Source organism: Tistrella mobilis, from assembly GCF_041468085.1.
GTDB lineage: Bacteria > Pseudomonadota > Alphaproteobacteria > Tistrellales > Tistrellaceae > Tistrella > Tistrella mobilis_A.
The window spans coordinates 2,415,907-2,439,048 of the sequence record NZ_CP121017.1; the positions used below are offsets into that span (position 1 = coordinate 2,415,907).

22 protein-coding genes, 1 tRNA gene and 1 pseudogene are annotated in these 23,142 nt (G+C 65.5%); 6 read left to right on the forward strand and 18 right to left on the reverse strand.

Annotated elements, in window-relative coordinates:
- Positions 1–218 precede the first annotated feature (218 nt).
- The 9 genes from rpsB to rplM form a co-directional block, all read right to left on the reverse strand.
- Positions 219–1,034: a 30S ribosomal protein S2 gene (gene rpsB / locus P7L68_RS16745; protein WP_372006754.1), complete on the reverse strand. Its 816-nt coding sequence runs from the start codon at positions 1,032–1,034 to the stop codon at positions 219–221.
- Between the two features lie 289 nt (positions 1,035–1,323).
- Complete coding sequence (gene dnaE / locus P7L68_RS16750) at positions 1,324–4,824, reverse strand: DNA polymerase III subunit alpha (RefSeq protein WP_372006864.1); 3,501 nt, start codon at positions 4,822–4,824, stop codon at positions 1,324–1,326.
- A 98-nt stretch (positions 4,825–4,922) separates the two neighbouring features.
- The gene (locus P7L68_RS16755) at positions 4,923–5,417 is read right to left on the reverse strand and encodes a hypothetical protein (RefSeq protein WP_372006755.1); all 495 of its coding nucleotides are present in this window, start codon (positions 5,415–5,417) and stop codon (positions 4,923–4,925) included.
- A 222-nt stretch (positions 5,418–5,639) separates the two neighbouring features.
- On the reverse strand, positions 5,640–5,924 hold the full coding sequence (locus tag P7L68_RS16760) for a YciI family protein (protein ID WP_372006756.1): 285 nt from the start codon (positions 5,922–5,924) through the stop codon (positions 5,640–5,642).
- A 97-nt stretch (positions 5,925–6,021) separates the two neighbouring features.
- Positions 6,022–6,924 carry a LysR family transcriptional regulator gene (locus tag P7L68_RS16765; protein WP_372006757.1) on the reverse strand — a complete coding sequence of 301 codons (903 nt, stop codon included), beginning with the start codon at positions 6,922–6,924 and terminating at the stop codon, positions 6,022–6,024.
- Positions 6,925–6,995: 71 nt separating this feature from the next.
- On the reverse strand, positions 6,996–8,423 hold the full coding sequence (locus tag P7L68_RS16770) for an amidase (protein ID WP_372006758.1): 1,428 nt from the start codon (positions 8,421–8,423) through the stop codon (positions 6,996–6,998).
- A gap of 78 nt (positions 8,424–8,501) precedes the next feature.
- A complete protein-coding gene (locus P7L68_RS16775; RefSeq protein WP_372006759.1) occupies positions 8,502–9,437 on the reverse strand; it encodes a LuxR C-terminal-related transcriptional regulator in 936 nt (311 codons plus the stop codon).
- Positions 9,438–9,634: 197 nt separating this feature from the next.
- The gene (gene rpsI / locus P7L68_RS16780) at positions 9,635–10,081 is read right to left on the reverse strand and encodes a 30S ribosomal protein S9 (RefSeq protein WP_145978220.1); all 447 of its coding nucleotides are present in this window, start codon (positions 10,079–10,081) and stop codon (positions 9,635–9,637) included.
- 55 nt (positions 10,082–10,136) lie between these two features.
- Positions 10,137–10,595 carry a 50S ribosomal protein L13 gene (gene rplM / locus P7L68_RS16785; protein WP_372006760.1) on the reverse strand — a complete coding sequence of 153 codons (459 nt, stop codon included), beginning with the start codon at positions 10,593–10,595 and terminating at the stop codon, positions 10,137–10,139.
- Positions 10,596–10,898: 303 nt separating this feature from the next.
- On the opposite strand from rplM, the gene P7L68_RS16790 reads away from it, so the two are divergent.
- From P7L68_RS16790 to P7L68_RS16805, 4 genes are read left to right on the forward strand one after another with little or no spacing between them, the layout of a single operon-like run.
- Positions 10,899–11,708 (forward strand): enoyl-CoA hydratase, encoded by an 810-nt coding sequence (locus P7L68_RS16790; RefSeq protein ID WP_372006761.1) that lies wholly within the window; start codon positions 10,899–10,901, stop codon positions 11,706–11,708.
- A gap of 4 nt (positions 11,709–11,712) precedes the next feature.
- Positions 11,713–12,216, forward strand: a complete 504-nt coding sequence (locus P7L68_RS16795) for a CoA-binding protein (RefSeq protein WP_296709664.1) — start codon at positions 11,713–11,715, stop codon at positions 12,214–12,216.
- Positions 12,213–13,529 carry an O-acetylhomoserine aminocarboxypropyltransferase gene (locus tag P7L68_RS16800; protein ID WP_372006762.1) on the forward strand — a complete coding sequence of 439 codons (1,317 nt, stop codon included), beginning with the start codon at positions 12,213–12,215 and terminating at the stop codon, positions 13,527–13,529. The genes P7L68_RS16795 and P7L68_RS16800 overlap by 4 nt, the downstream gene beginning before the upstream one ends.
- Before the next feature lie 34 nt (positions 13,530–13,563).
- Positions 13,564–14,169, forward strand: coding sequence for a histidine phosphatase family protein (locus P7L68_RS16805; RefSeq protein ID WP_372006763.1), 606 nt, complete (start codon positions 13,564–13,566; stop codon positions 14,167–14,169).
- Between the two features lie 18 nt (positions 14,170–14,187).
- Here P7L68_RS16805 and P7L68_RS16810 read toward each other — a convergent pair whose 3' ends face one another.
- Entirely contained in the window at positions 14,188–14,817 is a 630-nt protein-coding gene (locus tag P7L68_RS16810) for an FMN-dependent NADH-azoreductase (RefSeq protein WP_372006764.1), read from the reverse strand.
- A 131-nt stretch (positions 14,818–14,948) separates the two neighbouring features.
- On the opposite strand from P7L68_RS16810, the gene P7L68_RS16815 reads away from it, so the two are divergent.
- Both P7L68_RS16815 and P7L68_RS16820 read left to right on the forward strand, forming a co-directional pair.
- Positions 14,949–15,908: a LysR substrate-binding domain-containing protein gene (locus P7L68_RS16815; protein ID WP_372006765.1), complete on the forward strand. Its 960-nt coding sequence runs from the start codon at positions 14,949–14,951 to the stop codon at positions 15,906–15,908.
- Positions 15,899–16,471: a flavin reductase family protein gene (locus P7L68_RS16820; RefSeq protein WP_372006766.1), complete on the forward strand. Its 573-nt coding sequence runs from the start codon at positions 15,899–15,901 to the stop codon at positions 16,469–16,471. The genes P7L68_RS16815 and P7L68_RS16820 overlap by 10 nt, the downstream gene beginning before the upstream one ends.
- A gap of 4 nt (positions 16,472–16,475) precedes the next feature.
- Here the strand turns inward: P7L68_RS16820 and P7L68_RS16825 are convergent, their stop codons facing one another.
- The 8 genes and pseudogenes from P7L68_RS16825 to P7L68_RS16860 all read right to left on the reverse strand — a co-directional run bounded on the left by P7L68_RS16825 (position 16,476) and on the right by P7L68_RS16860 (position 23,044).
- On the reverse strand, positions 16,476–17,504 hold the full coding sequence (locus P7L68_RS16825) for a nucleotidyltransferase domain-containing protein (RefSeq protein WP_372006767.1): 1,029 nt from the start codon (positions 17,502–17,504) through the stop codon (positions 16,476–16,478).
- Between the two features lie 11 nt (positions 17,505–17,515).
- A complete protein-coding gene (locus tag P7L68_RS16830; RefSeq protein ID WP_372006768.1) occupies positions 17,516–18,784 on the reverse strand; it encodes an HD domain-containing protein in 1,269 nt (422 codons plus the stop codon).
- Positions 18,785–18,914: 130 nt separating this feature from the next.
- Positions 18,915–19,640, reverse strand: coding sequence for a divalent cation tolerance protein CutA (cutA, locus tag P7L68_RS16835; RefSeq protein WP_372006769.1), 726 nt, complete (start codon positions 19,638–19,640; stop codon positions 18,915–18,917).
- Positions 19,637–20,080 carry a response regulator gene (locus P7L68_RS16840; RefSeq protein ID WP_372006770.1) on the reverse strand — a complete coding sequence of 148 codons (444 nt, stop codon included), beginning with the start codon at positions 20,078–20,080 and terminating at the stop codon, positions 19,637–19,639. Before P7L68_RS16840 ends, cutA begins: the two co-directional genes overlap by 4 nt.
- 97 nt (positions 20,081–20,177) lie before the next feature.
- Positions 20,178–21,302: an NAD(P)/FAD-dependent oxidoreductase gene (locus P7L68_RS16845; protein ID WP_372006771.1), complete on the reverse strand. Its 1,125-nt coding sequence runs from the start codon at positions 21,300–21,302 to the stop codon at positions 20,178–20,180.
- Positions 21,303–21,551: 249 nt separating this feature from the next.
- Positions 21,552–21,629, reverse strand: a tRNA-Pro gene (locus P7L68_RS16850).
- A gap of 735 nt (positions 21,630–22,364) precedes the next feature.
- Positions 22,365–22,659, reverse strand: a pseudogene (locus P7L68_RS16855) (MerR family transcriptional regulator); the annotation flags it as partial.
- A gap of 40 nt (positions 22,660–22,699) precedes the next feature.
- Entirely contained in the window at positions 22,700–23,044 is a 345-nt protein-coding gene (locus tag P7L68_RS16860; protein WP_372006865.1) for an integration host factor subunit alpha, read from the reverse strand.
- Between the last annotated feature and the right edge of the window lie 98 nt (positions 23,045–23,142).

Genomic DNA, 23,142 nt, shown 5'->3' on the forward strand with positions numbered 1-23,142 from the left:
TTCTGTTGCGAACGCAGTCGCCAGACGGCGCATCGCGTCACGGAAATCCTGCGGGTCCGGGTTCGCATGTCTCGCGGCGATGGGCCGCATGCGCCCTGCCCGTCTTCGGTTCTGTCGTCGATCCGGTCCGGAAACGCGAACGGCGGCACCCCGGGGCGCCGCCGCATCGCCAGCCGCCCCCGGGGAGAGGGCGGCCGTTCGTCCGTGGTCCGGATGCGTCAGGCCTGGGCCTCGCCCGCGGTCTCGGCAGCCTCTTCGACCACCTCGTCCTCGGCGCCCTCGTCATCGAGATCGACCGAAACCGGATCGGCCAGTGCGCCGAGATCGGCGCCCGAGCGGATCATCTCCTGCTGGATGCCGTCGAGGACCGCGCCCGAGATCAGCTCCAGATAAAGCTGGATCGCCTTGGTCGAGTCGTCATTGCCGGCAACCGGGAAGGTCACGCCGTCGGGGTTCGAATTGCTGTCCAGGATCGCGATCACCGGAATGCCCAGCTTCGCCGCTTCGCGAACTGCCAGCTCTTCCTTGTTGGTGTCGATCACGAACAGCGCGTCCGGCAGGCCGCCCATGTCCTTGATGCCACCGAGCGACGCCTCAAGGTTGTCGCGCTGACGGGTCAGCTTCAGCAGCTCCTTCTTGGTCAGGCCCAGATCGGCCTGCTGGTCGAGAAGCTGCTCGATCTCACGCAGACGGCGGATCGAGTTGGAGATGGTCTGCCAGTTGGTCAGCATGCCGCCGAGCCAGCGGCGGTTGACGTAGTACTGACCGCAGCGCTTCGCGCCCTCGGCGACCAGCTCCTGCGCCTGGCGCTTGGTGCCGACGAACAGCACGCGGCCACGGTTGGCGACGATGTCGCGCACCGCTTCCATCGCACGATAGAGCTGCGGCTGGGTCTCGCGCAGGTCGATGATGTGGATGCCGTTGCGGGTGCCGAAGAGATACGGCGCCATGCGCGGGTTCCAGCGGCGGGACTGATGCCCGAAGTGAACGCCGGCTTCGAGAAGCTGACGCATGGTAAAGGTGGGAAGCGCCATGGAAAATCGTCCTTTTCCGGTTCGGCCTCCGCGAGGTTGAGATCGGCACCGGCATCGTATCCCGAGGTTCCCCCTCAGGATGCGACGGCCACCGGTACCGACACCGGAGCGACGCCGACCGCCCTTCCCCGTGTTGCCACGGGCATGCTGGCAGTTGGCCGCGGACCTCGCGTGCGTGTGAACGCCCCGACGAAACCCTCGCCGGGACGGCCGCTCTATAGCCCGGGCGGCCGAGTTTGGCAAGGGTTTAGCGGGCAATCTGCGCCGTTTTCCGCCCTTTTGGGCCGGTTCAGGCCTCGATGGCGTCGATCACGCCGGGGGTGATCTTGAGCGCGGCCTTCAGGGCCGGCGTGATCGAGACCGGCTTGGGCAGATCCAGGCGCACGACCTGACGCTCTCCCTCAAGGTCGATATCCAGCTCCAGGGTGATGCGGCCGCGACCTTCGGGTTCCCGTTCGATCAGCCGACGGATGAGCGCCAGCGCCCGCTCTTCGGCCACCTGGATGGTCAGACGAGCAGAGGACGAAGCTGCGACATCGTCGAGCGAGCGGACGTTCTGGGCCGTCAGCCGGACCGTATCTTCGCGCCACTCGCCACTTGCCTCGATCAGCAGCGGGACGCCCGGCTCCAGCAGATCGCGGGCCTGGGACAGGGTTTCGGAGAACAGCGTGACCTCGAACACGCCGGTCGGATCGGAGAGCTGGGCAAAGGCGAACCGGCTGCCCTTGGCCGACCGGCGTTCCTGCTTGGCGATCAAGGTCCCGGCAAGCTTGAGCCCCGCCGCCCCTTCCCGCTCCAGCTTGGCCGCCAGATCGCCGGCCCTCACCACCCCCAGCCGGTCCATGACCTTGTCATAGGCATCGAGCGGATGGGCCGAGAGGTAGAAGCCCACGGCCTCAAGCTCCCGCTTCAACTGCTCCATCGGCATCCACGGGTCGACCTGGGGCATCGGTGGCTTGGGTACGGCCTCGCCACCGGGGCCGCCGAACAGGCTGACCTGGTTGCTCTCCCGCTCTTCCTGGGCAGCCTGCCCGTAGCGCAGCACCATGTCGATGGCGTTCATCACCTGCGCACGATTGGCGTTCAGGCGATCGAAGGCACCGGCCTTGGTCAGGCTTTCCATCATGCGCTTGTTGATGATCTTGGTGCCGAGCCGCGCTGAAAGGTCGAAGAGATCGGCATAAACTCCGCCCTTCCGGCGTTCGGCCACCAGCTCTTCCATCGCCTGCGGACCCACTTGCTTCAGGGCGCCCAACGCATAGAGGATCTCGCCCTTGGGCGCCGCCTTGGTCCGGCGCACCGAAAACACGGCATCCGACTGATTCACGTCCGGCGGCACGACCCCGATCTTCAGCCGGTTCAGCTCCTGCCGGAAACCGGCCAGCTTGTCGGTGTTGTGCATATCGAGCGTCATGGAAGCCGCCATGAACTCGACCGGCCAGTTGGCCTTGAGATAGGCTGTCTGATAGGCAACAAGTGCGTAGGCTGCGGCATGTGACTTGTTGAAGCCATAGCCTGCGAACTTGGCGATCTGATCAAAGATCAGGCCGGCGGTCTCCTTGTCGACCCCGTTGGCGACGGCCCCCTTGGTGAAGCTCTCACGCTGGGCATCCATCTCTTCCTTGATCTTTTTGCCCATCGCGCGGCGCAGCAGATCGGCCTGACCCAGGCTGTAGCCCGCCAGCACCTGGGCGGCCTGCATCACCTGCTCCTGATAGATCATGATCCCGTAGGTTTCCTCCAGGATCGGCTTCAGCATGGGATGCAGGTATTCGGCCTCTTCCGAGCCGTGCTTGACCGCAATGTAGCGTGGGATGTTGTCCATCGGACCGGGGCGATACAGCGCCACCACCGCGATGATGTCCTCGAACTTGTCGGGGCGCATCTTGCGCAGCACGTCACGCATGCCCGAGCTTTCCAGCTGGAACACGCCGACGCCTTCGCCGCGCGCCAGCATCTCGAAGCTCTTCCGGTCATCCAGAGGCACCCGGTTGATGTCGAAATCGGGCTCGACCTGCCGTATCAGACGTTCGGCCGTGGTGATCACGGTCAGGGTCTTCAGCCCCAGGAAGTCGAACTTGATCAGCCCGGTCTGCTCGACATACTTCATCGAAAACTGGGTGACCGGCATGTCGGAGCGCGGGTCGCGATAGAGCGGCACCAGTTCGTCGAGCGGCCGGTCGCCGATCACCACACCGGCAGCATGGGTCGATGCATGGCGGTAAAGGCCTTCGAGCTTGAGCGCGATGTTGATCAGCCGCGCGACCTGCTCGTCCTCGTCGCGTGCCCGCTGCAACGCCGGCTCGCCGTCGATCGCCTCCTGCAGGGTAACCGGATTGGCAGGGTTGTTCGGGACCAGCTTGCAGATCTTGTCGGTCTGACCAAAGGGCATGCCCAGGACGCGGCCGACATCGCGCAGCACCGCGCGGGCTTGCAGCTTACCGAAGGTGATGATCTGGGCGACCCGGTCGAAGCCATAGAGTTCGCGGACGTGCTGAATGACCTCGTCACGGCGATCCTGACAGAAGTCGACGTCAAAATCCGGCATCGACACGCGTTCGGGGTTCAGGAAACGCTCGAACAGCAGGCCGAACCGCAACGGGTCGAGATCCGTGATGGTCAGCGACCAGGCCACGACCGAGCCCGCGCCGGAACCGCGGCCGGGCCCGACCGGAATGCCATGTGCCTTCGCCCACTGGATGAACTCCGCCACGATCAGGAAGTAGCCGGGAAAGCCCATCTTGACGATCACGTCGAGCTCGTAGTCCAGCCGCTCCCGATAGGGAGCCGCGACGGCCTCGCGCTCCGCCTCGTCCATGGCCGGCGTGTAGACGGCCGTCTCCAGGCGCCGCTCCAGCCCTTCCCTCGACAGTCGGCGAAGTTCGTCCTCTTCCCGCGCATTCGGATCACGGGTGGATTTGGGCAGGATAGGCTTGCGGAACGGCGCCTTGGCTGCACACCGCTGCGCAATCACCAGCGTATTGTCCACCGCTTCGGGCAGATCGGCAAACAGCGCCCGCATGTCAGCGGCCGACTTAAAATAGTGGTGCGGCGTCAGACGGCGGCGGTTGGTGTCTTCGATATGGCGACCTTCCGCGATGCACAGCAGCGCATCATGAGCCTCGTACATCGCCTCGGTCGTGAAGAACACGTCATTCGTCGCAACAAGCGGCAGATCGAGATCATAGGCGATCTCGACCAGCCCGGGCTCGCTGTCCGCCTCGGCATCGGGCGGGGTCTCACCCGGAGCGCAGTGACGCATCAGCTCAATATAGAACCGACCGGGAAAAATCGCTGCCAGGCGCCCGGCCTGCGCCCGCGCCTCATCATCGCGCCCCTCAAGAATACGTGCACCCACCGGACCGTTGGGGCCGCCCGACAGGCAGATGACATCGGACGAGAATTCTGCCAGAACCTGTTCCGATACCTGGGGCGTCTCCCCAGTCGGCGTGTCCATGAAGGCCCGGCTGACGATGCGGCCAAGATTGTCATAGCCGGCGCCGGTCTGCGCCAGCAGCACAAGCGGTTCAGGCTCCGGCCGCCGGCCGAAGCGGTCCTCTCCGGCCGCACGGGTCAGCCGGATGATCATGCCCAGGATCGGCTGGATGCCCTCCTTAGGCAGGGTGGAGGAAATCTCCATGGCCCCGAACAGATTACCGGTGTCGGTCACCGCCACCGCCGGCATCTTCTGCGCCTTGACCAGTTTGACCAGATCCTTGGTCTTCACCGCCCCTTCCGACAACGAATAGGCGGTATGGACGCGAAGATGGACGAAATCGGCATACGACACAGGTAAAGGCGCTCCATCGCTCAGGGCGGGGACGATCCCCGAAATCTGGACCAAATCCCCGCCCGGAGCAACCTCGGGCGCGGTCGGCGCCCAGCGCGTCAGTTCAGCCGGGTGGAGAGATGCGCGACGATGTCATCGGTTGCCGGCGTCGGCCCCTTGCACTGCTGACAGGTCTCGATCAGGCGGTAGTCGCCGCGATAGTCGTCATCGGCGAACCAATGAGTCAGCGCCCGGAGCGTGCGGGCGCGGTAGTCCTCCTGCTCCTCTCCCAGAGCTGCGAGCGGGGCATGATGGATATAGGTGCCGAACAGCTCTTCACACATCTCGACATACCAGCGGGTATCGAGAATCGCACGGTGCCAATATTCATCTGCCTCCACCCCGGGCGCGTGATAGCTGTCAGGATCGAGGAACATGAGCGCGAGGAACTGCTTCAGCTTCATCTCGGCCCAACGGCACTTCTCGACTGACCAGCCAAACCTCGCTGCGCACATCTCGTTGATGCGTGAGAAGTCATAGGCCTCAAGGCGGCCGAGAACGGCAACCAGCCGATCATTCAACGGATCACGATGCAGATTCAAAGGAAGAGTCATCGGCAGTCTCCCGCAAAAACATCACAGGCCCGGCCAAAAACCGTGCAGCGGCTGCGGCAGGGCCGTCCGGAAAGCAAGAAGGCGGTGTCGGAACACGTCGTAGAAAGCCTGCGCTGCGATCAGACGCCTGACGGCTCGCCTGTCGACGGCAGTGCTGAAATTCTATTACAGGTTTATTATTGTCGCAATAAATTTCGCATTTATTCGAGATACATGCGACCTCTAGGCGATCATAAAATCCAGGCGAGGATCAGCACGGTTGGCGGCGATCTCCAGGATCTCGGCCGTAACCACCCCCTGCGACACGAACGGATCTGCCGCGACCCGCCTCTCGACCTCCTCACGCGAGAGGCCATGGATGACGACAGCACCGCCCTGCCCCGTTGCGAGACTGCCCGCAAGCACGAACCGCCCATCGGCGAAGCCGTCGTCCAGCCATGCCCTGTGCCCGGCCAGAGCCCCGGCAGCCCGGTCACGATCAGCAAACCTCAGCACCACAACGAACATTTTCGGCCAACTCCTTCGGTTTCCTCGTCCGGCCAGTCTGCCGACACATCGATCGAGGCCCCATCGAAGATGTTGAACAGTCTGATGAAAAAATTTTTCAGGCAGCGACACCGTCGAGCACTGGTCCGAGGTTCCGCAAGGCACGCGCCAGGACATCGGCTACGGCCCGGACGCGGGGTACACGCGCCATTTCGGGATGGATCAGAAGCCAGAGGCCGAGTGACAGACCCGGCAACGGCGCCGATACCCGGACCAACCCCGGAACCGCCGCGCCGATGAAGCAGGGCAGCACCCCGAACCCGATGCCCGATCGGATGGCCCGGGTGGCCCCCGGAAGGCTATTGGCGCGAAAACGGATCTGCGATGGCCGGATATTGGCCGCGACCCAGCGTGCCGGCCCCGTACAGGCGAGCCCCTCGTCATAACCGGTCCAGGGCGCATCAGCGGGATCCCGCCCGTCCCATGTTCGGGCCAGCGCGGCATCGGCATGAACGGCCATCGCCACCGTCCCCACCCGCCGCCCCTTCAGCGACAGCTCCGGTGCATCGGTTACACGCAGGGCGATATCGGCGGCGCGCCCCGCCAGCGACAGGACGTCGTTCGAAATCACCAGTTCAAGAGTAACGTCCGGCAGATCCTGACAGAGCGTGACCAGCAGGTCCGGAAGCAGGTACTCGGCGACGGCATCCGGCGCCGTCAGCCGCACGATGCCCCGTTGCCCTTCGTCCCGGCCGCGGATGCGGCCCTCAAGGGCCTGGATGTCGGTGCGCAGGCGAGCCGCCAGATCGCACATCTCCTCTCCGGCTGCCGTCAGACGCCAGCGGGGCGGCGTGCGGTCGAACAGCCGCACGCCCAGGCCGGCCTCGATCTGCCGCAGGCGTCGGGAGAGGGTCGGGTGACTGATCCTGAGTGCCGCTGCCGCAGCAGTTACCGTACCCTGCTCGGCAACCGCCAGGACCAGACGCAGATCATCCCAATTGAGGCCAAAGGCTTGCGACATGATCCCGACCCACGCCCAAAGCTGCCAGGGAGCAGCACTGTGACCACTCCCCAGCTATAGCCCGGCGATGGTCAGACGGCAAATATTCCCGGCCGGACCTGACGCCAGGGCTGAAGCTCCTCCAGATCCCGCCCGAGTTGCAGCAGAAGATCCTCCCGGCCCATGCCGGCCGCGAGCTGGATCGGCACCGGAATGCCGTCATGCAAGCCGGCAGGCAACGCCATCGCCGGCAGGCCGGTCATATTGAACTGGGCGGTGAAGGGAACCGTGTCAAACAACCGGTCATACCAACCTTGCGCATCAAGATGGGGATCGCTCTGGTCAAGATAGCCAAGCGGCACTGGCACATCCTTCAGAACCGGCATAAGAATAATGTCATAACTCCCGAAGAATACTCCAAAATTTCGCGAGACCATATTCATCACCATGAAGGCCTGCTCGACATCCATTGCGGTCAGCCTGGCTCCTGCCTGCGCACAGGCCATGGTCACCGCCTCGACATTATCCGGCCCCGGCTGCAGGTTCAGCATCTCGGCCATACCGTAGACCCCCGCCGCCAGGAACGACATCCAGGCAGTGAAGTTCGCTCGATGGAAGGCTGCCACATCGTAATCCGGCACCGCTTCTTCGACGATATGCCCTTCGGCCTCCAGCAGCTTCGCCGTCCGGACCAGTGCCGCATCGATATGGGGCGCCGCTGCCGGCGATCCCGGCCACTGCCGCGCCAGGGCGATGCGCAGCTTTGGCGTGGAGCTCCGAACTGCTTCGGCATAAGGCATGGCCGGCGGCCGGATGTCGGTCATCGCGCCGGGGTCCGCCCCCGCAACGGCGTCAAGCAGGGTGGCTGCATCGCGGATGCTCCGCGTCACGGCGAACTCGTTGGCCATACCCAAAAGAGGCAGCCCGTAATAGGGGCCGAAGGGAATGCGCCCGCGCGAGGGCTTGAGGCCGACCAGCCCGCACGCCGCTGCCGGAATACGGATCGAGCCGCCGCCATCATTGGCGTGGGCCACCGGCACGATACCCGCCGCCACCGCCGCCGCCGAACCGCCGGATGAGCCGCCCGGCGAGCGTTCCGGGTTCCAGGGATTGCGGGTCGGGCCGTAAAGTACGGCCTCGGTGGTGGCATTGAAGCCGAATTCGGGTGTCGCGGTCACACCCAGCGTGTTCAATCCCGCCCGGCGGAAGCGGGCGAAGAGCTCGGAATCGACCGGCGGCACAAACTGGCCCTGGCCGAGCATCCGCGAGCCCATCATCTCCGGATGGCCGCCGACCGCCAGCACCAGATCCTTTACCAGAAAAGGCACGCCGGCAAAGGGGCCGGACGGATCACCCGGCACCGGCTGGTCAAAGCGGCGAACCACCGCGTTGATCCGGCCATTCACCGCCTCGATCGCCTGGTTGGCGCAATCGGTCAGCTCGGCGGCGCTCACCTCGCCCGCAGCGACCAGACCAGCAAGGCCGGTCGCGTCCTCGACGACGTAATCCTTCAGATCCATCCCTGATCTCCCTGTTTTATAATATGGGATCAGAGGATCTTCGGCCGATCCGCAGGCGGCCTCCAGGATGCAGATGGATCACATCGACCCGAGCGCCGTCACAAGTGCGGCGCGGGAATTGATTTCCAACTTGTCATAGATCCGCCGCGTCTGGTTGCGGATGGTCACAGGCGACAACCCGAGCCGCCGGGCGACCTCTTTATGACCAAGACCCCGCGCGAGCAGGGCAGCGATCTCGGCCTCGCGCGGGGACAGCCGGTCGGCGGGTGCCGCACGACGCAGCACAAGCCGCACCAGCCCGGCCCCTGCCCCATCGACCTCGGCGATCAGCCCGAATGCCGGAACCTCCTGTTGTCCGGGACGCCCCAGGATTGCCCGAAGTGGTGCCGGCAGCAGCGGTTCCGCCGCAAGGCCCAGCCGCGCCAGGCGCTGCCCGCCGAAGATACACAGCCCCGCCGGAGTAACATGCAGTTGCACGGCATCGGTATCCATAGGCGCCTCGGCACGGCCACGAACCATCCGGTCCAGGGTGGTGACCGCTCCATAAAGGAAATCCTGCTCATCCTCCTCCCAGGGCCGTCCGTCGCCACCGTTGCGATAACAGGACAGAAACAGGGAGGCCGGCTGCCCGGGCCGTAACGACATGGCCGCGGCCGCGGCATCCAGGTCGTAACGCCTGGCCATCTGCATCAGCCCGGCGGTCTGTTCGATCTGCCGCCTGCGATAGGTCGCAACCCGGTCAGGCGCACGACGGATCTGGCCCAGCATCAGATCGTCATGACGCATCGCCCGCCAATCGTCGAAAAACGGCCCGGCAATATTGAAGGTCCGCGAGGCGGCGATCTCGACCCGCCCGCCATCCCAGGCGGAAAAGCCATACCAGGCGGCATCGAAGCCGAGCACCCCCGCCAGCCGTCCGATCGCCAGATCAAGTGCGTTCAAAGGCGAGGCCTCGGCAAGAAAACCGTCGACGTCTTCCAGCCAGGTCGAGAAGCTGCGGATGTCCATGGCCATGGGAGGCGTCCCTTCAGAGCGAGACGACATGCAGACTATGTTACGATGGTGACACCAGCCGGGACATTCAGCAATGGCGGCATCTCTCTGCCCCATAACGAAAAGCCGGCAGTCCCGAAGGAACTGCCGGCTTTTCGCAAAGGCATACCCGGTGCACGGGGCCGCAGATCCCGGAAGGATCGCAGCCCCGGCGCGGATCAGCGCTTCGAGAACTGGAAGCTGCGGCGGGCCTTGGCCTTACCGTACTTCTTGCGCTCGACGACGCGGCTGTCGCGGGTCAGGAAGCCTTCCTTCTTCAGCGGCTTGCGCAGGGTCGGCTCGTAGAGGGTGAGCGCCTTGCTGATGCCGTGACGGACGGCACCCGCCTGACCCGACAGACCACCGCCGACCACGGTCGCAACGATGTCGAAATTGTCGACGACGTTGGCCACGGTGAAGGGCTGGCGGATGACCATCATCAGAACCGGACGCTTGAAATAGGCGTCGGCGTCCTGGCCGTTGACGGTGATCTTGCCCGAACCCGGCTTCACCCAGACGCGAGCGATCGCGTTCTTGCGCTTGCCGGTGGCATAGGAACGGCCCTGCGCGTCGCGGACCGGCTCGGGGAGCTGCTCGTCGGCGATCAGACCGGCGGCCTGGGCCATGTCCTTCAGCGCGCCGAGGCCCTGGGCCTGAACGTTGGTTTCGGTCATGACTCGATTACCCCACGTTCTTGCGGTTCAGGGCGGCGACGTCCAGCGGCTCGGGCTGCTGAGCCGCATGCGGGTGCTCGGGGCCGGCATAGACGTGCAGCTTGCGCATCACGTCGCGGCCGAGGGGGCCGCGGGGGACCATGCGGCGCACGGCGGCCTCGATCACGCGCTCAGGATAGCGACCGTCGAGGATCTTGTCCGCGGTCCGCTCCTTGATGCCGCCGGGATGACCGGTGTGCCAGTAGTAGGTCTTCTGGACGCGCTTGCGGCCGGTGAGCACCACCTTTTCGGCGTTGACGATCACGATGTGATCGCCGCAATCCATGTGGGGGGTGAACATCGGCTTGTGCTTGCCGCGCAGACGGTTGGCAACAAGGGCAGCGAGACGGCCGAGCACGAGCCCGTCAGCGTCGATCACCGTCCACTTGTGCTCAAGGTCTGCCAGCTTGGCGGTATAGGTCTTCATGAGCCTTGGCACCGAGATGGGTTCTTGAAACTGGAGGCGGAGTATGCCAGAGAACCGGCGGTCGTCAATGACGAAGAAGTTAGCGTTATCAATAACTTATAAAATCGGTATTATAATACCACACACCCTGAGCCAGGAGAACCGGGGCTTTGAGGCCGTTTATCGCAGATCATGGGGTCCGGCGAGGCTTGGACGGTGGCACCGGCCGGCGTTATGATGCGCGCGGATCCATAGTACATTCCCGCAAGCGCGCGCAGCACGACGCCCGCAGATACAGGTGAGCAAAAGGAGGGAGAACGCGCCATGACCGACCAGTCGCCAGCCAGAACCGCCGAGGCAGCCCCCATCCGGCTGGACGTGGATGCCGACGGCGTCGCCGTGCTCACCCTCACCCGCTCGGCGCAGCGCAACGCGCTGTCGCTCGGCATGATGACCGCGATCGAGACCGCGCTGGAACAGATTGCCGCCGATCCTGCGGCACGGGTGGTTGTGCTGCGTGCGCAAGGCCCGGCCTTCTGCGCCGGCCACGACCTGAAGGAAATGCGCGCCTCACCGGATCGCGCCTCTTACGAAGCGCTCTTCGCCCAGTGCAGCCGGATGATGACCCGGATCGTGCGCCTGCCCAAGCCGGTGATCGCCGAAGTGTCGGGCATCGCCACGGCGGCAGGCTGCCAGCTGGTGGCGAGCTGCGACCTGGCGGTTGCCGCCACCACCGCCCGCTTCGCGACCCCCGGGGTCAATCTCGGCCTGTTCTGCTCGACGCCGATGGTGGCGCTCTCGCGCGCGGTCGGCCGCAAGCACGCGATGGAGATGCTGCTGCTGGGCCAGATGGCCGATGCCGAGACGGCGTACCGCTTCGGCCTGGTCAACCGCGTCGTCGCCCCTGAAGAGCTGTCGGACACGGTGATGGGCATGGCGCGGATCATCGCGTCCAAATCGCCGCTGACGCTCAAGATCGGCAAGGAGGCCTTCTATGTGCAGGTCGAGATGCCGCTTGACGACGCCTATGCCTATGCCTCGCGGGTGATGACCGAAAACATGATGGCCCGCGATGCCGAAGAAGGCATCGACGCCTTCATCAACAAGCGCCAGCCCGTCTGGCAGGGGTGCTGATCCGATGACCGGGACCCGTGCGGTCGTCCATGACCGCTATCCGGATGCCTATATCCGCGACATCCTGCGCAACACCCGCGTCATCGCCATGGTCGGCGCCAGCCCGAACTGGAACCGGCCAAGCTATTTCGCCATGAAATATCTGCAGGAAAAGGGCTATCGGGTGATCCCGGTCAACCCCGTCGCCGCCGGCCAGACCATTCTGGGTGAACCCGTCTATGCCACGCTGGACGAGCTGCCGGTGGTCCCCGACATGGTCGACATCTTCCGCAATTCCGAAGCCGCAGGGCCGATCACCGACGATGCCATCCGCATCGGCGCCAAGACGGTGTGGATGCAGCTGGGCGTGCGCAACGACGCGGCAGCCGCCCGCGCCGAAGCGGCCGGGCTGAACGTGGTGATGAACCGCTGCCCGAAGATCGAATACGGCCGCCTGTCCGGGGAGCTGGGCTGGAGCGGCGTGAACACTGGCGTGATCAGCGCCAAGCGCATGGGACCGCCCCGATGACCGATCAGACGACGAAGCCCGATGCCGCAAGCGGCGCCGCCGGCTTCGGCTTCTCCACCCTCGCCGTCCATGCCGGCAACCGGCCTGAGCCCCATACCGGCGCGCGGGTGACGCCGATCTACCAGACATCGTCCTTCGTGTTCGACAGCGTCGACCACGCAGCTTCTCTGTTCAACCTCCAGACCTTCGGCAACATCTATTCACGCCTGGGCAATCCCAGCGTTTCGGCGCTGGAGGAACGGGTGGCGGCGCTGGAAGGCGGCCGGGGTGCCACCGCCTGCGCCAGCGGCCATGCCGCGCAGTTTCTGGCGCTGGCCAGCCTGATGGAGGCCGGCGACGATCTGGTTGCTTCACGCTTCCTCTATGGCGGCTCCTACACCCAGTTCAGCCAGAGCTTCAAGCGCTTCGGCTGGGGCTGCAGCTTCGTCGACGCCCGCGACCCCGAAGAGGTCACCAGGGCGATCGGGCCGCGCACCAAGGCCGTGTTCGTCGAAAGCCAGTCCAACCCCTCGGGCGTGCTGACCGACATTGCGGCACTCGCCGATGTCGCCCATGCCCACGGTCTGCCGCTGATCGTCGACAACACCATCCCGAGCCCCTATCTCTGCCGGCCATTCGAGCTGGGCGCCGACCTCGTCACCCATTCCCTGACCAAGTTCCTCGGTGGCCACGGCAATTCGCTGGGCGGGGCGATCGTGGAAAGCGGCCGTTTCGACTGGAAGGCATCCGGTAAATTCCCGTCGCTGTCGGAGCCCAATCCCGGCTATCACGGCCTGCGGTTCGAAGAGACCTTCGGAGATTTCGCATTCACCGTCCATGCCCACGCCGTGGCGCTGCGCGATTTCGGCCCGACACTCTCGCCCTTCAACGCCTTCATGATCATGACGGGCATCGAGACCCTGCCGCTGCGCATGGACCGCCATGTCGCCAACGCAAAGGCAGTCGCCGAATGGCTGGAAGCCCACCCGAAGGTCGCCTGGGTCTCCTATGCCGGTCTGCCGTCGAGCCCGCAATACGATCTTGGTCGCCGGCAGATGCCGCGCGGTGTGGCGCCGGTCTTCACCTTCGGCCTGAAGGGCGGTTATGAGGCCGGCATCCGGCTGGTGGAAAGCGTGGAGCTGTTCAGCCATCTCGCCAATGTCGGCGACACCCGTTCGCTGATCCTGCACCCGGCCTCGACCACCCATCGCCAGTTGTCGCCCGAGGACCGGACGAGGAGTGGGGCGGGTGACGATGTCATCCGGATTTCGATCGGCATCGAGACGGTCGACGACCTGATCGCCGATCTCGACCAGGCCTTTGCCCGCCTCTGACGCTCGTTCTCACATCAAGGCTTCCGTCCCGTTCATGGCATCGTCCAGCTTTCCGGGGGCCGGGCCCGCCCTGCCCGCTCTTGCATCCGTCGACCGGCTGATCTTCCTGCGCCATGGCCGCACCGCCTTCAACGCCGAAGGCCGCGTCGCCGGCCAGAGCGACATTCCGCTTGATGAGACCGGCCGAAACGAGGCCTGGGCTGCGATCGAACCGGTTCGCGCCCTTGCCCCTGACGCCATCGCCGCCAGCCCCATGCAACGGGCACGAAGCACCGCGGCGATCATCGCCGAAGGGCTGGGCATGACCGATCTCGTGCAACTGGTCCCGGGGCTGCGTGAACGGAATTGGGGTATGTACGAAGGGGCCCCGCTCGGCGACCGCCCCCCTTACGAAGACACGCCGCCCGGGGGTGAACCCTGGGCGGCGTTCCTGGACCGCACGGCGCATGCTCTGGCGGGTGCGTTGCGCATGATGGGCAACCCGCGCCGCCCCCTGATCGTGGCCCATTCCGGCACCTCGCTCGCCCTGTCGAAACTGCTGGGCGCGCCGATGCCGGTCGAGAAGGCGCAGAATGCGGTACCGCTGGTGTTCCAGCGCGCCCGCGACGGGTCGTGGCGCTGCTGGATACCGGGCAGCTGACGCGCGGGATGGCGGTCGTCAGGCGGCAACCGCCTGCGGCACCAGACGGGCGATCTCAGCCTCGGCAGCGGCGATCGCATTGGCACGGGCATCCGGCCCCATGCCAATGCCCTCGGCACGGACGATTTCGACATCGGTGATGCCGATGAAGGCAAACACGGCCTTCAGCCAGCTCTCCTGATGGTCGAAGGCGGCCATGGCCGGGTTGGACGAATAGACACCACCACGGCTCGACACCACGATCACCTTTCGACCACCGGCCAGGCCTTCGGCACCATTCGGGCCGTAGCGGAAGGTGCGGCCAGCGCGGGCCAGGCGATCGATCCAGGCCTTGAGCTGGCTCGGCACCGAGAAATTGTACATCGGCGCGCCGACCACTACGACGTCGGCCGACAGGAACTCGTCGAGCACCGCCTCGGCCAGCGCCAGCTCATCCTGTTGGAGCGGCGTCAGATCCTCGGTCTTGCCGGCGCGGACCACCGGCATGCGCTCGGCCGACAGATGCGGCAGCTCATGCGCGGCCAGATCGCGGGTGATGACCTCAAGGCCCGGCACGACCTCGGCGATGGCGGTGGTGATGGCCTCTACCAGCTGGCGGCTGACAGACTCGCCTTCCGTGGCACTGGACTGGATCTGGAGCAGCTTCATGACAGGCGTCCTAGGGGTGATGCAGAGGGATGGAAAACTCCCCCTATACCTGCCGATGGAACGCGTCTGGTGCCAGATGGCAAATTCTGGATAATACGTTCCACTGATGGAACGATCCGACGAGGTGGCTGATGCAGGACCTGAACGACCTGATGATCTTCGCCCGCATCGTCGAGCATGGCGGCGTCGCGGCTGCGGCCAGGGCGCTGGGCCTGCCCAAATCCACCGTCAGCCGGCGGCTGGCCGTCCTGGAAGAACGTGTCGGCGTGCGGCTGATCCAGCGCAATACCCGCGCCTGGACCGTCACCGAGGTCGGCCGCGCCTATCATCGTCATTGCCAGGCGGTGATCGCCGCCGCAGAGGCCGCACAGGAGGTGATCGACCACAGCCGGGCCGAACCGCGCGGCCTGATCCGGATGAGCTGCCCCCTGCCGCTGCTGTTTACGGCGATCGCTCCAATTCTGTCTCGCTTCATGGCGGATTATCCGGACGTGCGGGTGGAAGTGGAGGCAACTCAGCGGCGGGTCGATGTCATCGAAGAAGGCTTCGATCTTGCGCTGAGGGTCAGATCACTGCCGCTTCAGGATAGCGATCTGGTGGTTCGGATCCTGGGGCAGAGTGCAAGCGTGGTCGTGGCTTCGCCACAGCTGCTCGACGGTCGCCCGCCTTTCACCCGCCCCGAAGAGATCCCGATGCTTCCGACCGTCGCACAGACCATCCCCGGCACGCGTGGCCATGCCGGTAGCAACGCCGGCCCGCCCCACCACTGGCAGCTCACCGGGCCCGGCGGTGAGGTCGTACGAGTGGCCCATCATCCGCGCCTTGCCGTGGATGACCTGCCGACCCTGCATCACATGGCCCTTGCCGGCATCGGCGCCACCATTCTGCCGGATTATCTGGTGGCGCCGGATCTGGAAGCCGGCCGGCTCGTCGCCCTGCTGCCCGACTGGCACCCGCCTTCTGGTGCCGTCCATGCCGCTTTCCCGTCCCGCCGCGGTCTGGTGCCGGCGGTCCGGCGCCTGATAGACCGGCTTGCAGACGAGTTCGACGGCGAGGCCGGCTTTTCACGAGGAGACAGGGGATGTCCGTAAACCGGCACCGCCGCTTCACCAAGCCTGAGATGCCGCTCGACCTGGTGCGGCGACATCTGGAACCGGGCCCGGTGGTCCTGGTGACCTCCGCACACGGCTCCAGCCGCAACGTGATGACGCTGGGGTGGCAGACCGTGATGGAATTTTCACCATCTCTGGTCGGCTGCATGATTTCGGCTGCGAATCACAGCTTCGAGCTGATCCGACAAAGCGGCAGCTGCGTGATTAACGTGCCCCCGGCCAGCCTGATCGATACCGTGGTCGGTATCGGAAACATAAGCGGTGCGGATGTCGACAAATTCGAGACCTTCGGCCTGACCACGGAGCCGGGCGTCGAGGTCGCAGCGCCTTCGATCGCCGAGTGCTTTGCCAGCTTCGAATGCCGGATCTCGGACGACCGGCTGGTCACCAGCCACAACTTCTTCATCTTCGAGGTCGTCCGGGCTACGGCTGCCCGTCTGGCCCGACCGTCCCGCACCCTGCATTACACGGGTGATGGCGTGTTCATGATCTCCGGGCGGCGGGTCGACAGATCGGCCCTGTTCGACCCGCGCATGCTCTGACGTTTCAAAGCACCAGCCGCAGGCGGAGCGGATGATCCGCCGGATACCGGCTTTCGATCAAGGTCAGCAGCTCTCGGCTGAAACCGGCCGCCTCCTCCTTGAGATCGCGATAGAGCGGCAACGCCCTCGCCTCGGCCGGTGGCACATCGAGCGCCGCACGATTGGCGGGATCATCAAGGGCGGCAAGAAAGCGGTCGTAATGGCCAAGTGCCGGCGCCAGTGCCGCCGGGCCGCAGACATCAAGCATACGATCGATCGGTGGCCGCCCCAGAAGGCCGCCGAGCAGGCGGCGCTTCTCTTCCACCGCCAGACCGGCGGTTTCAGCCGCAGCCACCACGCCCGACACGTAGAGCAGCTTGCGTGAGAAGACCAGTTTCACATTGCGCAGGCCCCAGCCCTTGGCCTCGGCCCCCCGGGTCTTCATCTCGAAATCGACGCAGATGCTGCGGTAATACCGGATCACATCGTTGAGCAGGAAAGTGGCCGGATCGTCGCGACCATGGTGATCCTGGACATAGGTGGCGATCAGCCCGTCGAGGGTCCGGCGGAACACCGTATTGCCGGCAAGCGCCCGCCCCTCCAGTAGCATCAGCAGGCGGCGGGTGGTGATCTGGTTGACGTCTGCGACACCGCCGATGGTATTGATCAGTGCGTCCGTAGACTGAGCACTCTCGAATGCCCCACCATCGGCCGGCTGACGGATCCCCGCCGCCCTGGCGGCTCCGTGGACCCGTCGTGCCAGCACCCTTGCCCTGGCCTCTGCGGTATGCTCCGGCTCGTAGAGCACATAGCTGTCCAGATCCGCCTGCGGTCCGGCCTCGCCACGGCCATAGGAGCCGCAGACGACCACCGACAGGCCAGGCTCAATCACACCGGTCGGCTCTGCGGCCCTGAAGAGATCATCCTCGTCCAGCACCGATACCGCAGGCAGGGCCTCGGAGAGGCGGCCGAGTTGTATCTCAGTCCGCCGGCGCAATTGCACCAGATGGGGTGCATCGGGCTCAAGAGCCGTAAAATCTGAGATGGCGGACATCCCATGCGCGGTCATGCGGCCACGCCGAAAAGGTCGGGCTGGCGCCCACCCGCGCCTTCAGCCGCGATGGCGGCGAGTGCGGACAGACCGTAAAGCGGCCGCCTGCGGCGGGCCTTTACCTCACGGTAGCGGCGGGCATAGGCTTCGGGCGAATCCAGCACCACGTCGGGCTCGATCGTGAAGCGCCGCTCGCGCCCCATCACCATCTCCACCGGCATCGCCGGCTCGGCGGCAGTGCGCCTTCGACCCGCAGCGGCAGCACGGACGGCGCGGAAATCGGCATGGATATGCCCCACAAGGATCGAGATCAGCGCCTGGAGATCGCGGGCGCGACCAAGCAGCGCCCGCTCGGTCAGGAAGAAGTCTTCGGCGCGGTAGCGGTCGATGGTCTGATCGACATGGCGCTGCACCAGCGCGTCCGCGGAGCGGCAGACATCGCCATAAATGAAGCTGTCATAGATCTGTTCCTTCAGCCGCCAGAAGCCGTCAAGGCGGCGCACACCCGCCCGGTCGACCCGGGCCAGTGCCAGAACTGAAATCAGCGGATGAGCATCGACCGGCGCCCGGTGCAGATAGGTGTTGGCCCGGCAAATGCCGTCGATGGTGTCGATATTGATCGGTCCGGAGAACAGATGCGCATGTGGCCGGTTCGACCGCCGGGCAATCAGCGCCACAACCTCGTCAGGGTCAACTCCGTGCCGGTCGAGCGCGGCGCGAACATCGCGGCCGACGGGCACCTCTCCCCGGATCACCGCTGCGGTCGCGGCGTGATGATCGATGCCGAACCGGTCGGCAAAGACCGGCTCCAGCGTATGCGACAGCGGCCCATGACCGACATCATGCAGCAGCGCGGCGGCAATCAGAAGGTCGCGGTCCCGGGGTTGAACCCCGGCCAGCCGGCAATAGCTGATCGCCAGCAGAGCCACCCCCAGCGAATGATGGTAGCGGTTGTGTCTGACGAAAGAGGGCTTGCCGTTCGGATGAAACAGCCGGTCGATGACCCCCAGAAAGGAGATGTCGCGAAGCCGTTGGAAGCCGGGACTGGCGATCAGCTCGCGATGCAGGGCCTGCGGAAAGGCCTGAGCGATGGCCCCATCGTCCAGCCGGAACCGGAACCGCGGCGCCTCGGGAAACAGATCGCCCGCCGCTCTCGCCTCTTCAGGCCAGGAAACAGGCGCCCAGTCGGCCAGATCCTCGAAAGCTTCGGCCATTGCGGGCGCATGGGGCGGCTCCGCCGTCTCTACACCGAAGTCCCAGATAGTGATCTGCCGTCCGGTCATGCCTGCTCCGCTCGCGTGCCTCGCCGCGGGTCGGGGAGCCCCGCGCGGCCGGATAATTGATCTAGCACCCGCAATGCCGGCGGGTCCAGTACCCCGCAACGCACCTGCCGTTCGGCCCCCGCATTCCTGCTCAACTATGGCATTCCCGCGCGATCCAGGCCAGAAAGCCTGCCGACCCGCCCTCGATCGGCCAGGCAGATATACACGGCAGATCATAGCTGTGCAGGGCGTTCACCCGGGTGGTCAGAAGTTCAAGCCGATCGGCAGTCGTCTTCGCGATCAACACCACTTCCTCGCCGGTTTCGATGCTCCCCTCCCAGCGATAGATCGCGGTCATGCCGGCGATCAGATTGCAGCAGGCGGCCAGACGTTCCTCGACCAGCGTCCGGCCGATCGTCAGCGCTTCCTCGCGGCTTCCGCAGGTGACATAGGCCACCATGGGGCGTGCGGCAACGCAGGCCTCCTCGACCAGAGGCCGCTCGGGAGCGTCGAGCGGTGCCACACCATCGACAGCCAGGGCAAGCACCGAGAGCGCATGATTGACCTCCGCAGCCCCCGGTGCGCCCGCCTGTGCACCTTCCAGAAGCCGTTCCAGCTGCCTCGCAGCTTCGCCAACCCAGGGGAAGCCAAAACTACCCGCCGCGCCGGCCAGGGAATGCGCCGCCCTCTCGGCGTCATCAAGACCCGTGGCTTCACCCCGGTCATGCCAGGCGGCGATGCCTTCACGGATCCGCGCGATGCGCGCGGGCAGGCCCTGCCGGAACTCCTCAGTCAGAGCAGCGATAATATCCGTGGCGCCACCGGCCCTGCTGCCCCGACCATCATCGGGGGCATCGGTTTCGGGACTGTCGGTCACGACCAGCTTCTCCGTTCGGTAGGGATCGGTTCGGACGGCGGCCCGCCCGGGTTATCACGGCGTGGCAGAGCCTGATAAATTGCCTGCAGTTCTGCGGCCAGAGTCAAGGGATCGAACGGTTTTGCAATGACGGCAGCCGCTGCAACGCCGTCGACGCCATCCAGATCGGTCCGTGTGCGCGCCGTCAGAAAAACTGCCGGCACGGCCGCGCCCCCCGGCAACAACCGCAACCGCCGAAGGGTTTCCGGACCATCCATTCCCGGCATCATCACATCCAGAAGCACGAGATCGTGACAGCCTGCATTGAAGGTTTCGAGAGCCGTCTGCCCGTCGGCACAGATCGTAACCTCCATCCGGCCGACAGCCGACAGTGCCAGGCGAACGAGTTCGCGCAGATCGGGCTCGTCCTCCACGAGCAGTACATGCCGAAGTTCACCCATGCTCCGCCTCCACTGTTTTCGGCGATCATCGCCCGCACCCGATCGTCGCCCCGGAGAACAGATGTCGACCGGACAGGGAAGACCGCCGTAGGCCGCATCACCTCAAGCCCAGCCGGGCGACCACCCGTTCGGCGAGGGGCAACGCAGAGGTCAACCCGGGGCTCTCGATTCCCAGCAGATGAACCAGCCCGGCAACGCCATGGCGCTCCGGTCCGTCGATGCGGAAATCCGCATCAGGCTCCCCCGGACCGACGATCTTGGGCCGGATGCCAGCATAGTCCGGCACCAGCGCGACATCCGGCATGCCCGGCCACCAATGGCGGATCGCGCGCGCAAACCCGTCCGCCCGCGCCGGATCGACGGCCAGAGCCACAGGATCATCCACCCATTCGACGTCGGGGCCGAACCGCGCCTGCCCCGCCAGATCGAGGGTCAGGTGTACGCCCAGCCCGCCCGCCTCCGGGACGGGATAGATCAAATGGCTGAAAGGTGCACGGGCGCCATCAAGGCGGAAGTAGTTGCCTTTTGCAAACCGCGCCGGAACCACCAGGTCTGCGGGAATACCCGGCCCTTCGATCGCGCGGGCCAGGGCCGCCGCGCCGAGACCGGCAGCGTTCACCAGAATTTCACAGGTGAATTCCGCAGGCTCGGCGCCGCCGGTCGCAATGGTGATGCCCTGCGCATCCGCCCGGCCGGCCACCACCGGCGTATGGGTGACAAGCATGCCGCCCTGCGCTTCCAGCCGGGCCAGCAGCACCGCCATCAGTTCATGGCTGTCGATAATGGCGGAGGCCGGAGACCACAAGGCGGCATGAACGGCAAGCGCCGGTTCCATTTTTCGCGCCCGAACCGCCGATATCGGCTCCACCTCGGTTGCACCGTTGGCGTGGGCGCGCGCCAGGATGGCCTCAAGCCGCGGCGCCTCCTCGGCGGTGGCAGCCACGATCAACTTGCCCAGTCGCCGATAGCCGATTCCGGTTTCAGCGGCAAATGACGACAGCCGCTCCCGGCCTTCGACGCAGCATTCGGCCTTCAGGCTGCCCGCGGGATAGTACAGGCCGGCATGAACGACTTCGGAGTTGCGGCTGCTGGAACCTTCGCCGAAACGCGGACCAGCTTCCAGCACCGTCACGGCACGCCCTGCCCGTGCAAGCCGTTCGGCAACGGCCAGCCCCACGACACCTGCGCCCACCACCACGGCATCCAGATCCGGTTGTGCCACTCGTCGCTCCTCTTCTCCGCCGTCCTCGCGGGCCAGTCCGCGGCACGGCATTCAAGCAGAGCGACCGCCCCGCCGACAATGCCGGGGTGCGGATGGGCTCAAAATACGCGGCGATGCAGGCCGGTCCAGTCGGAGCTGCCACCAGCGGAAACGAGAACGGCCGTACCATCCGACGGATGGTACGGCCGTGAAAGCTGCAGACTTCGCTGCTGCTACGGCATCCGGGGATGATGCCGCGAAGAGAAGAATTGGTCGGAGCGAGAGGATTCGAACCTCCGACCCCTAGTCCCCCAGACTAGTGCGCTAACCAGGCTGCGCCACGCTCCGACCGTTCTTCATGGGATCGCGATGCCGTTTCCGTCATCCTCCCCCTTGCGAAGTGCGCGGACTATAGCCAACCGGATCGGCCCGCGCAACCCTTCTGAAGCAGGATTTGTATCAAGGCCGTTCAGCCCTGCCCCTGCCGCGTCGTCTTCTCTGCCTCGCCGGCAGAAATCTCGTCGGCACCGGCAGTTTCAGCCGGCTCTTCACCTGCGAGATCAACCTCGTTCGCCGCATCTCCGGCTACCGCTGCCCGACCGACACCGTCTTCGCCATCGGCAAGCTCGACGACGAAGACGTCCTGCGCGAAGCTCTCATCCGGTGTCAGTTCGTCACCACCGTCGCCGGCGTCGCCACTCTGAGCATCGGATCCGTCGAGGATCGCCCGCGCCTGCTTCAGCAGGTCGAGCGCCTCGCGCAAGACCAGACGACGCTGTTCATCAGCCGAAAGCAGATCCCTGAGGCGGCTTTCCGCACGTTCGGCCGCTGCAACGGCCTCTGCCTCCGCCTGGGATGGCGCGCGATCCCCGGCCAGCGCCTCCTCGTCTGCAGCCGGGGAGGCCACGTCTTCGTCAGCCAGATCGTCCTCGCCGCCGGCATCGACCTCGTCTTCCTCGACGACGTCATCATCGGCATCCTGGCCGTCGTCGAAGGCATCGTCCTCAACCTGACGCGCCAGGGCGTCGAGCAGATCGGGATCTTGCGCTGCCGCCCCGGCGGCGCCGGCTTCCACCCGTTCGGCAACAGCCTTGGCACCACCTTCGCGAAGCAGCTTCTGCACACCCTTGATGGTGTAGCCTTCGGCGTAGAGCAGATCACGGATCCGGCGCAGCAGGACGACGTCATCAGGCCGGTAGTACCGGCGCCCGCCTGCCCGCTTCAACGGCTTGACCTGCGGAAACTTGCCTTCCCAGAAACGGAGGACGTGGGCGGGGACGTCGATCTCTTCCGCCACCTCGCTGATGGTGCGATATGCGCCGGGCGCCTTACCGCCGCCGCGCCGCCGGTCGCCATCATGGGCGGTGGTGTCGGTCATTTCGTCAACGCCTCCATCTCACCGGCCGCATCGCCCTTGCTCAGGCTTCGGCCTCGTCATCCTCTGTCTCGAGGTCCAGATCAGCGACATCAGCCAGGCTCTTGCCGATCCGGTCCTTGAGCACATTCGAGGCACGGAACACCAGCACCTTCCGCGGAAGGATCGGCACTTCCTCGCCGGTCTTCGGATTGCGGCCCACGCGCTCGCCCTTCTGGCGCACCGCGAAGGTGCCGAAGGACGAAATCTTCACGGTGTCGCCCTCGACCAGGCTGTCGGAGACGACGGACAACACCGCCTCCACCAGCTGGGCCGATTCATGCCGCGACAGACCGACTTCCTGATAGACCGCCTCGGCCAGATCCGCGCGAGTGACGGTGCGTGCCATAGTCTTGTCCTCAAATACTTGCGCGCGCAGCTTCACCCTGTTTATGCGCCATGGCGGACGAGAATGTCAAACGCCATGCGCTTCAAGGCCTTGCGACA

What these genes read in the sequence shown, in the direction of transcription:
- P7L68_RS16840 (WP_372006770.1), bottom strand. Translation starts at nt 20,080, where the DNA reads ATGGGTGAACTTCGGCATGTACTGCTCGTGGAGGACGAGCCCGATCTG.
- P7L68_RS16815 (WP_372006765.1), top strand. Translation starts at nt 14,949, where the DNA reads ATGCAGGACCTGAACGACCTGATGATCTTCGCCCGCATCGTCGAGCAT.
- P7L68_RS16755 (WP_372006755.1), bottom strand. Translation starts at nt 5,417, where the DNA reads ATGACTCTTCCTTTGAATCTGCATCGTGATCCGTTGAATGATCGGCTG.
- rpsB (WP_372006754.1), bottom strand. Translation starts at nt 1,034, where the DNA reads ATGGCGCTTCCCACCTTTACCATGCGTCAGCTTCTCGAAGCCGGCGTT.
- P7L68_RS16765 (WP_372006757.1), bottom strand. Translation starts at nt 6,924, where the DNA reads ATGTCGCAAGCCTTTGGCCTCAATTGGGATGATCTGCGTCTGGTCCTG.
- rplM (WP_372006760.1), bottom strand. Translation starts at nt 10,595, where the DNA reads ATGAAGACCTATACCGCCAAGCTGGCAGACCTTGAGCACAAGTGGACG.
- P7L68_RS16775 (WP_372006759.1), bottom strand. Translation starts at nt 9,437, where the DNA reads ATGGCCATGGACATCCGCAGCTTCTCGACCTGGCTGGAAGACGTCGAC.
- P7L68_RS16825 (WP_372006767.1), bottom strand. Translation starts at nt 17,504, where the DNA reads ATGTCCGCCATCTCAGATTTTACGGCTCTTGAGCCCGATGCACCCCAT.
- P7L68_RS16795 (WP_296709664.1), top strand. Translation starts at nt 11,713, where the DNA reads ATGACCGGGACCCGTGCGGTCGTCCATGACCGCTATCCGGATGCCTAT.
- P7L68_RS16830 (WP_372006768.1), bottom strand. Translation starts at nt 18,784, where the DNA reads ATGACCGGACGGCAGATCACTATCTGGGACTTCGGTGTAGAGACGGCG.
- P7L68_RS16800 (WP_372006762.1), top strand. Translation starts at nt 12,213, where the DNA reads ATGACCGATCAGACGACGAAGCCCGATGCCGCAAGCGGCGCCGCCGGC.
- P7L68_RS16805 (WP_372006763.1), top strand. Translation starts at nt 13,564, where the DNA reads ATGGCATCGTCCAGCTTTCCGGGGGCCGGGCCCGCCCTGCCCGCTCTT.
- P7L68_RS16810 (WP_372006764.1), bottom strand. Translation starts at nt 14,817, where the DNA reads ATGAAGCTGCTCCAGATCCAGTCCAGTGCCACGGAAGGCGAGTCTGTC.
- P7L68_RS16860 (WP_372006865.1), bottom strand. Translation starts at nt 23,044, where the DNA reads ATGGCACGCACCGTCACTCGCGCGGATCTGGCCGAGGCGGTCTATCAG.
- P7L68_RS16770 (WP_372006758.1), bottom strand. Translation starts at nt 8,423, where the DNA reads ATGGATCTGAAGGATTACGTCGTCGAGGACGCGACCGGCCTTGCTGGT.
- P7L68_RS16760 (WP_372006756.1), bottom strand. Translation starts at nt 5,924, where the DNA reads ATGTTCGTTGTGGTGCTGAGGTTTGCTGATCGTGACCGGGCTGCCGGG.
- P7L68_RS16790 (WP_372006761.1), top strand. Translation starts at nt 10,899, where the DNA reads ATGACCGACCAGTCGCCAGCCAGAACCGCCGAGGCAGCCCCCATCCGG.
- P7L68_RS16820 (WP_372006766.1), top strand. Translation starts at nt 15,899, where the DNA reads ATGTCCGTAAACCGGCACCGCCGCTTCACCAAGCCTGAGATGCCGCTC.
- rpsI (WP_145978220.1), bottom strand. Translation starts at nt 10,081, where the DNA reads ATGGCCCAGGCCGCCGGTCTGATCGCCGACGAGCAGCTCCCCGAGCCG.